The organism is Phytobacter sp. V69 (assembly GCF_965644215.1).
In the GTDB taxonomy this organism is placed as follows: Bacteria; Pseudomonadota; Gammaproteobacteria; order Enterobacterales; family Enterobacteriaceae; genus Phytobacter.
In genome coordinates this window covers 19,809-27,578 of the sequence record NZ_CBFFRL010000054.1, presented here as the reverse complement: position 1 = coordinate 27,578, position 7,770 = coordinate 19,809, and the positions used below count along the sequence as shown (strand labels likewise).

Annotated in this window: 8 protein-coding genes and 1 other annotated feature; of the genes, 7 read left to right on the top strand and 1 reads right to left on the bottom strand. The window is 53.0% G+C overall.

The genetic code is table 11. The features are described from left to right. Positions 1–130: 130 nt before the first annotated feature. A complete protein-coding gene (arcA, locus tag ACSZPU_RS10010; protein WP_039078271.1) occupies positions 131–847 on the bottom strand; it encodes a two-component system response regulator ArcA in 717 nt (238 codons plus the stop codon). A 95-nt stretch (positions 848–942) separates the two neighbouring features. Here arcA and yjjY point away from each other — a divergent pair, with 95 nt between their 5' ends. From yjjY to ACSZPU_RS09975, 7 genes are all read left to right on the top strand, one after another. Then, entirely contained in the window at positions 943–1,083 is a 141-nt protein-coding gene (gene yjjY, locus ACSZPU_RS10005) for a YjjY family protein (RefSeq protein ID WP_086870418.1), read from the top strand. Between the two features lie 399 nt (positions 1,084–1,482). Continuing rightward, positions 1,483–2,169 (top strand): tRNA/rRNA methyltransferase, encoded by a 687-nt coding sequence (locus tag ACSZPU_RS10000; protein ID WP_498998122.1) that lies wholly within the window; start codon positions 1,483–1,485, stop codon positions 2,167–2,169. Positions 2,170–2,379: 210 nt separating this feature from the next. After that, positions 2,380–2,451, top strand: coding sequence for a thr operon leader peptide (thrL, locus tag ACSZPU_RS09995; RefSeq protein WP_072042696.1), 72 nt, complete (start codon positions 2,380–2,382; stop codon positions 2,449–2,451). Further along, positions 2,387–2,507, top strand: a sequence feature (Thr leader region). It overlaps the preceding gene by 65 nt. 25 nt (positions 2,508–2,532) lie before the next feature. After that, entirely contained in the window at positions 2,533–4,995 is a 2,463-nt protein-coding gene (thrA, locus tag ACSZPU_RS09990; protein WP_498998119.1) for a bifunctional aspartate kinase/homoserine dehydrogenase I, read from the top strand. Between the two features lies 1 nt (position 4,996). Beyond that, positions 4,997–5,926: a homoserine kinase gene (thrB, locus tag ACSZPU_RS09985; RefSeq protein ID WP_498998117.1), complete on the top strand. Its 930-nt coding sequence runs from the start codon at positions 4,997–4,999 to the stop codon at positions 5,924–5,926. A gap of 3 nt (positions 5,927–5,929) precedes the next feature. Next, positions 5,930–7,216 carry a threonine synthase gene (thrC, locus tag ACSZPU_RS09980; RefSeq protein ID WP_498998115.1) on the top strand — a complete coding sequence of 429 codons (1,287 nt, stop codon included), beginning with the start codon at positions 5,930–5,932 and terminating at the stop codon, positions 7,214–7,216. Between the two features lie 223 nt (positions 7,217–7,439). Next, positions 7,440–7,739: a DUF2502 domain-containing protein gene (locus ACSZPU_RS09975; protein WP_498998112.1), complete on the top strand. Its 300-nt coding sequence runs from the start codon at positions 7,440–7,442 to the stop codon at positions 7,737–7,739. Positions 7,740–7,770: the final 31 nt, after the last annotated feature.

Here is a 7,770-nt window from a genome sequence, read left to right as displayed (position 1 = left end):
CGGCCTCATTTCTCGCTGCCGTCCAGATCAGATGCATCGCTCTCTGGGCTAAAATCTTGTGACGACACTATCTAAGATTATGGAAATAAAAAAGCGGCGCTTAGCGCCGCTTTTTTTTGGAAGGAGGATCTTACTCCTGCAAATCGCCGCAGAAACGGTAACCTTCACCGTGAATCGTTGCGATGATTTCCGGGGTGTCCGGCGTGGATTCGAAATGCTTACGGATACGACGGATGGTGACGTCAACCGTACGGTCATGCGGTTTCAGCTCACGGCCGGTCATTTTTTTCAGCAGTTCGGCACGGGACTGAATCTTGCCCGGGTTTTCGCAGAAGTGCAGCATTGCGCGGAATTCGCTACGCGGCAGCTTATACTGCTCACCGTTAGGACTGATCAGCGAACGGCTGTTGATGTCCAGCTCCCAGCCATTGAATTTGTAGCTATCGACACTGCGGCGTTCTTCGCTGATTGTGCCTAAATTCATGGTGCGGGACAGCAGGTTGCGCGCACGAATAGTCAGCTCACGCGGGTTAAACGGTTTGGTGATGTAGTCATCCGCACCGATTTCAAGGCCCAGAATTTTGTCTACTTCGTTGTCACGACCGGTCAGGAACATCAGCGCGACATTGGCCTGCTCGCGTAATTCACGGGCAAGTAAAAGGCCATTTTTACCTGGCAGGTTGATATCCATAATCACCAGGTTGATATCATTTTCGGAGAGGATCTGATGCATTTCAGCGCCATCAGTCGCTTCAAAGACATCATAACCTTCCGCTTCAAAGATGCTTTTTAACGTGTTGCGTGTTACCAACTCGTCTTCAACGATAAGAATGTGCGGGGTCTGCATGTTTGCTACCTAAATTGCCAACTAAATCGAAACAGGAAGTACAAAAGTCCCTGACCTGCCTGATGCATGTCGAAAATTAACATGAACGGCGTAACATGACTAAAGTACGTAATTGCGTTCTTGATGCACTTTCCATCAACGTCAACAACATCATTAGCTTGGTCGTGGGCACTTTCCCTTTGAACCCGACAGTGTCAAAAACGGCTGTCATCCTAACCATTTTAACAGCAACATAACAGGCTAAGACGCAAGGGACACCCAATAAAACTACGCTTCGTTGACATATATCAAGTTCAATTGTAGCACGTTAACAGTTTGGTGAAATCTTCATATCCAAATGATAGCGATTATCACAATTTTTCAATAAACCAACTAGTTGCGGATATTAATTGATAAATAAGCTGAATCCAATAGAAGATTCTGATTCATAATCAAAATGCCATGAAGAAACAGGGGGATAAGCACCTTCTGTTAACATTTGAACGGATAGTACCGCCAGTCAACAGTTTAGCTTTTTTTAATCGTTGGCAAGACGAAAATCAGTGATTCCTGTTACAAAATTGTAAATTCTGGACGCGTAATATGCTGACATACGTTCTCTGTTATGCGTCGTATGACAAAAAAGAGAGTAAAAAATGCACCTGGCCATTGTACTGGTTTCTCCCGCCAGAGCGGAGAATGTTGGCGCTGCCGCCCGCGCGATGAAAACGATGGGTTTCACCGATTTACGCATTGTCGACAGCGATGCCCACTTGCAGGAAGGCGCGCGCCGTGTCGCACATGGTGCCGGAGATGTACTTGATAATATTAAAACTTATCCAACATTATCCGAGGCGCTGGCCGATGTTGAATTCAGCGTCGCCACGACGGCACGCAGCCGTGCAAAATTCCATTACTACGCGACACCCGAAGAATTGGTGCCATTGTTAGCGGAAAAAAGCGCGTGGCTTCCTTCTGCCGCGCTGGTGTTTGGCCGGGAAGATTCCGGCCTGACCAACGAGGAACTGGCGCTGGCCGATATCTTAACGGGTGTCCCGATGGTTGCTGATTATCCCTCGCTCAATCTGGGGCAGGCGGTCATGGTTTACTGTTATCAATTAGCATCTTTAATACAAAATGCCCCCAAAGTGGTAACGCAAAGTGATGATAACCAGCTTCGGGCATTGCGTCTGCGTGCGCGTGCATTACTCGAAAAAATCGATGTGGCGGATGACATGAAAATGGACGAATGGCTGGATCAGCGTGTGGGGATGCTGGAGCAGCGAGACACCGCGATGTTGCATCGTTTGCTTCATGACATCGAAAAAAAACTCGCCGAGTAAATCACTGCCATAAGATTGTTATATGGATGAAGTCACTGCACCGATGTGAATTGTATGGTCTTTACACGCGATTAGTCAGAAAGTTGTGGGCATAGCGGAAGGTCTTACAAAATCGCCGAAAACTAAAAATTCGTTGACTTAAGGCGGCAGATACTTTAACCAATATAGGTAGAGTACAGACAGAATAAAATTACAGAGCACACAACATCCATGAAACGCATCAGCATCGTCACCACGATTATTACCACCACCACAATTACCACAGGTAACGGTGCGGGCTGACGCGTACAGGAAACACAGAAAAAAGCCCGCACCTGAACAGTGCGGGCTTTTTTTTTCGACCAAAGATCAAGGGGTAATACCATGCGAGTGTTGAAGTTCGGCGGTACATCAGTGGCAAACGCGGAAAGGTTTCTGCGTGTTGCCGACATCCTGGAGAGCAATGCCAGGCAGGGGCAGGTGGCAACTGTGTTATCTGCCCCGGCGAAAATCACTAATCACCTGGTTGCGATGATCGAAAAAACGATCGGTGGCCAGGATGCCGTACCGAATATTAGCGACGCCGAGCGTATTTTTGCTGAGCTACTGCAAGGACTGGCGGATGCGCAGCCTGGTTTTCCCCTCGCACAGTTAAAAACCTTCGTCGAACAAGAATTTGCACAGATCAAACACGTGCTCCACGGGATCAGCCTGCTGGGGCAGTGCCCGGACAGCATCAACGCGGCGTTGATCTGCCGTGGTGAAAAGCTCTCCATCGCCATTATGGCGGGGCTGCTGGAAGCGCGCGGCCATAAAGTGAGTGTGATTGATCCGGTCGAGAAACTGCTGGCTATTGGACACTATCTTGAGTCTACGGTGGATATTGCGGAATCAACACGCCGCATCGCCGCCAGCCGTATCCCGTCCGACCACATGGTGTTGATGGCTGGCTTCACTGCCGGTAACGAAAAAGGCGAGTTGGTTGTTCTCGGACGTAACGGTTCCGATTATTCTGCTGCCGTGCTGGCCGCCTGTCTGCGCGCCGACTGTTGTGAGATCTGGACGGATGTCGACGGCGTCTATACCTGCGACCCGCGTCAGGTGCCGGATGCCCGTCTGCTGAAATCCATGTCGTACCAGGAAGCGATGGAGCTCTCCTACTTCGGCGCCAAAGTGCTCCACCCGCGTACCATTACCCCGATTGCCCAGTTCCAGATCCCTTGTCTGATTAAAAATACCGGTAACCCGCAAGCCCCGGGCACTCTGATTGGCGCAACTTCTGATGAAGACGGTCTGCCGGTCAAAGGCATTTCCAACCTGAATAACATGGCGATGTTCAGCGTCTCTGGTCCGGGAATGAAAGGGATGGTCGGTATGGCGGCGCGCGTGTTTGCTGCGATGTCACGCGCGGGTATCTCTGTCGTGCTGATTACTCAGTCCTCTTCCGAATACAGCATCAGTTTCTGCGTACCGCAATCTGACTGTGCCCGCGCGCAGCGTGCGATGGGCGATGAATTTTATCTGGAGCTGAAAGAAGGTTTGCTGGAGCCGCTGGCCGTGATGGAGCGTCTGGCCATCATCTCCGTGGTGGGCGATGGCATGCGCACGCTGCGCGGCATTTCGGCGAAATTCTTTGCCGCGCTGGCCCGCGCTAATATCAACATCGTGGCGATTGCGCAGGGCTCCTCCGAGCGTTCAATTTCTGTTGTGGTAAGCAACGATGATGCCACCACAGGCGTACGCGTCACGCACCAGATGCTGTTCAACACCGACCAGGTTATCGAAGTGTTTGTGATTGGCGTGGGCGGTGTCGGTGGTGCGCTGCTCGAGCAGCTTAAGCGTCAGCAGGCATGGCTCAAAAGTAAGCATATCGATCTGCGTGTGTGCGGTGTCGCGAACTCGAAGGCATTGCTGACCAATGTACACGGGCTGAATCTGGAAAACTGGCAGGCTGAGCTTGCCGAAGCCAAAGAGTCGTTTAATCTGGGCCGCCTGATTCGTCTGGTGAAGGAGTATCACCTGTTGAACCCGGTTATCGTGGATTGTACGTCGCACCAGGCGGTGGCCGATCAGTATGCCGACTTCCTGCGTGAAGGTTTCCACGTGGTGACGCCAAACAAAAAGGCCAACACCTCGTCGATGGATTACTACCATCAACTGCGCCACGCGGCGGCGAAATCGCGCCGTAAGTTCCTGTATGACACCAACGTGGGCGCGGGCCTACCGGTTATCGAAAACCTGCAAAACCTGCTTAACGCGGGTGATGAATTGCAGCGTTTCTCCGGCATCCTTTCCGGTTCGCTGTCGTTTATTTTCGGTAAGCTTGATGAAGGTATGAGCCTGTCGGAAGCAACGAAAGTGGCGCGCGAAATGGGCTACACCGAGCCTGATCCGCGTGATGATCTCTCCGGCATGGACGTGGCGCGTAAGCTCCTGATCCTGGCCCGTGAGACCGGGCGTGAGCTGGAGCTTTCCGATATCGTGATTGAACCGGTTCTGCCTGCCACCTTTGATGACAGCGGTGAGGTTGACGGCTTTATGGCTCGCCTGCCACAGCTTGACGATCACTTCGCTGACCGTGTGGCAAAAGCCCGCGATGAAGGCAAAGTACTGCGCTATGTCGGCAATATCGAAGAAGATGGCACCTGTCGGGTGAAGATTGCCGAAGTGGACGGTAACGATCCTCTGTTCAAAGTGAAAAACGGCGAAAACGCCCTCGCGTTTTACAGCCACTATTATCAACCGCTGCCGTTGGTCCTGCGTGGCTATGGTGCGGGTAACGATGTTACTGCGGCGGGTGTGTTTGCAGACTTGCTGCGAACGCTATCCTGGAAGTTGGGAGTTTAAGATGGTGAAAATATATGCTCCGGCCTCCAGCGCCAATATGAGCGTGGGTTTTGATGTGCTGGGCGCGGCGGTGACGCCGATTGATGGTACGTTGCTGGGCGATAACGTCTCGGTTGAGGCTGCGGACAGTTATAGCCTGAAAAATCTGGGGCGTTTTGCCAGCAAATTGCCGGCAGAGCCTCGCGAGAACATTGTTTACCAGTGCTGGGAGCGTTTCTGCCAGGAGATTGGCAAAACGGTTCCTGTGGCGATGACGCTGGAAAAAAACATGCCTATTGGCTCGGGACTGGGCTCCAGTGCCTGTTCCGTTGTCGCGGCGCTGGTGGCGATGAACGAGTATTGCGGTAAGCCGTTAAATGAAACGCGCATGCTGGCGCTAATGGGGGAGCTGGAAGGACGCATCTCCGGCAGCGTGCATTACGACAACGTGGCACCCTGCTACCTTGGCGGCATGCAATTGATGATCGAGGAAAACGGCATTATTAGCCAGCAGGTGCCAGGCTTTGATGAGTGGCTGTGGGTGCTGGCCTATCCGGGCATCAAAGTGTCTACCGCGGAAGCGCGCGCTATCCTGCCTGCGCAATACCGCCGTCAGGACTGTATCGCACATGGTCGCCATCTTGCGGGCTTTATCCACGCCTGTTACTCCCGTCAGCCTCAGCTTGCGGCAAAACTGATGAAAGACGTGATTGCCGAGCCGTATCGCATGAAGTTACTGCCTGGGTTTAATGAGGCACGGCAGGCGGTTGCTGATATCGGTGCGATCTCTTGCGGTATTTCCGGTTCCGGCCCGACGCTCTTTGCGCTGTGCGATAAAACGGAAACGGCGCAACGTGTGGCAGACTGGCTGAGCAAACACTATTTGCAAAATCAGGAAGGCTTTGTTCATATTTGCCGTCTGGACACGACGGGTGCACGAGTAGTGGGATAACCAATGAAACTCTATAACTTAAAAGATCACAACGAACAGGTCAGTTTTGCACAGGCCATCACGCAAGGCCTGGGCAAGAATCAGGGGCTATTTTTTCCGCACGATCTGCCGGAATTTAGCCTGACAGAAATCGACGAAATGCTGGATCAGGATTTCGTCACTCGCAGCGCAAAGATCCTTGGTGCGTTCATCGGTGATGAGCTGCCGCAAGAGGTTCTGGAAGCGCGCGTCCGTGATGCGTTTGCGTTCCCGGCGCCGGTGAAGCCAGTCGAGAGCGATGTCGGCTGCCTGGAGCTGTTCCATGGCCCCACCCTGGCGTTTAAAGACTTCGGCGGGCGCTTTATGGCGCAGATGCTGACTACCATCAGCGGTGACAAGCCGGTGACCATCCTGACTGCAACCTCCGGTGATACCGGGGCGGCAGTGGCACATGCCTTCTACGGCCTGAAAAACGTCCGTGTGGTGATCCTGTATCCGAACGGGAAAATCAGCCCGCTGCAGGAAAAACTGTTCTGCACGCTGGGCGGCAATATTGAAACCGTTGCTATCGATGCCGATTTCGATGCCTGCCAGGCACTGGTCAAACAGGCGTTTGATGACGAAGAGCTGAAAGTTGCGCTGGGCTTGAACTCAGCAAACTCTATCAACATCAGCCGCCTGCTGGCGCAGATTTGCTACTACTTCGAAGCGGTAGCACAGCTGCCACAAGAAGCCCGTAACCAACTGGTCGTTTCCGTACCGAGCGGCAACTTTGGTGACTTAACGGCGGGTCTGCTGGCGAAATCGCTGGGTCTGCCGATCAAGCGCTTTATCGCGGCAACCAACGCCAACGACACCGTGCCGCGCTTCCTGAAAGACGGCAAATGGGCGCCGAATGCGACGCAGGCTACCCTGTCTAACGCCATGGACGTCAGCCAGCCAAACAACTGGCCGCGCGTGGAAGAGCTGTTCCGCCGCAAGATTTGGCGCCTGAACGAACTCGGCTATGCCGCCGTTGACGACGAAACGACCAAAGAGACCATGCGCGAGCTGAAAGGCAAAGGCTATCTGTCTGAACCGCATGCGGCCATTGCTTACCGTGCGTTGCGCGATCAGCTTCATCCGGGCGAGTACGGCCTGTTCCTCGGGACCGCGCATCCGGCGAAATTCAAAGAGAGCGTGGAAGATATTCTGGGCGAACCGCTGGTGCTGCCGAAAGAACTGGCAGAGCGCGCGGACCTGGAACTGCTGTCGCATCATCTGCCTGCTGATTTCGCCGAACTGCGTAAGTTGATGATGAGCAAAGCGTAATTCGGTGACACGCTAATCAGAACCGGGTAGGCGTTATCGCGACCCGGTTTTTTTACGCCCAAATACGGAGAAATTATGGAACGATCTGGCAGGGTAAACGGAGGAATTCCCATAAAATGCGGGCGCTTAGAGATTAGGATTGCGGATAATAACAACCCGTCACTACTTTGCTTAAGCTCCTTACATCAGCCCACAACGGGCAAGATGAACAAAGGAGTAACCCATGTTGAAACCTGTATTCTTAGCGCTTTCGTTGTTGATGGTGGCTCCGCTGGCGGCACAGGCTGCTGAAATTACTCTCGTGCCTGCGGTAAAACTGCAAATCGGCGACAGTGATAATCACGGTAACCGTTGGGATGGCGGCCACTGGCGTGACCATGACTGGTGGAGCCGTCATTATGAAATGCGTGACAACCACTGGCGTCCACACGATGACCATCGTGACTTCCGCGACGACCATCATGATGATCGTCACGATGACCGCCACGACGACCGTGGTCCGGGGCCGGACTGGCGCCATTGATTTTAATGCATGCCCTCTCCCTGTGGGGAGG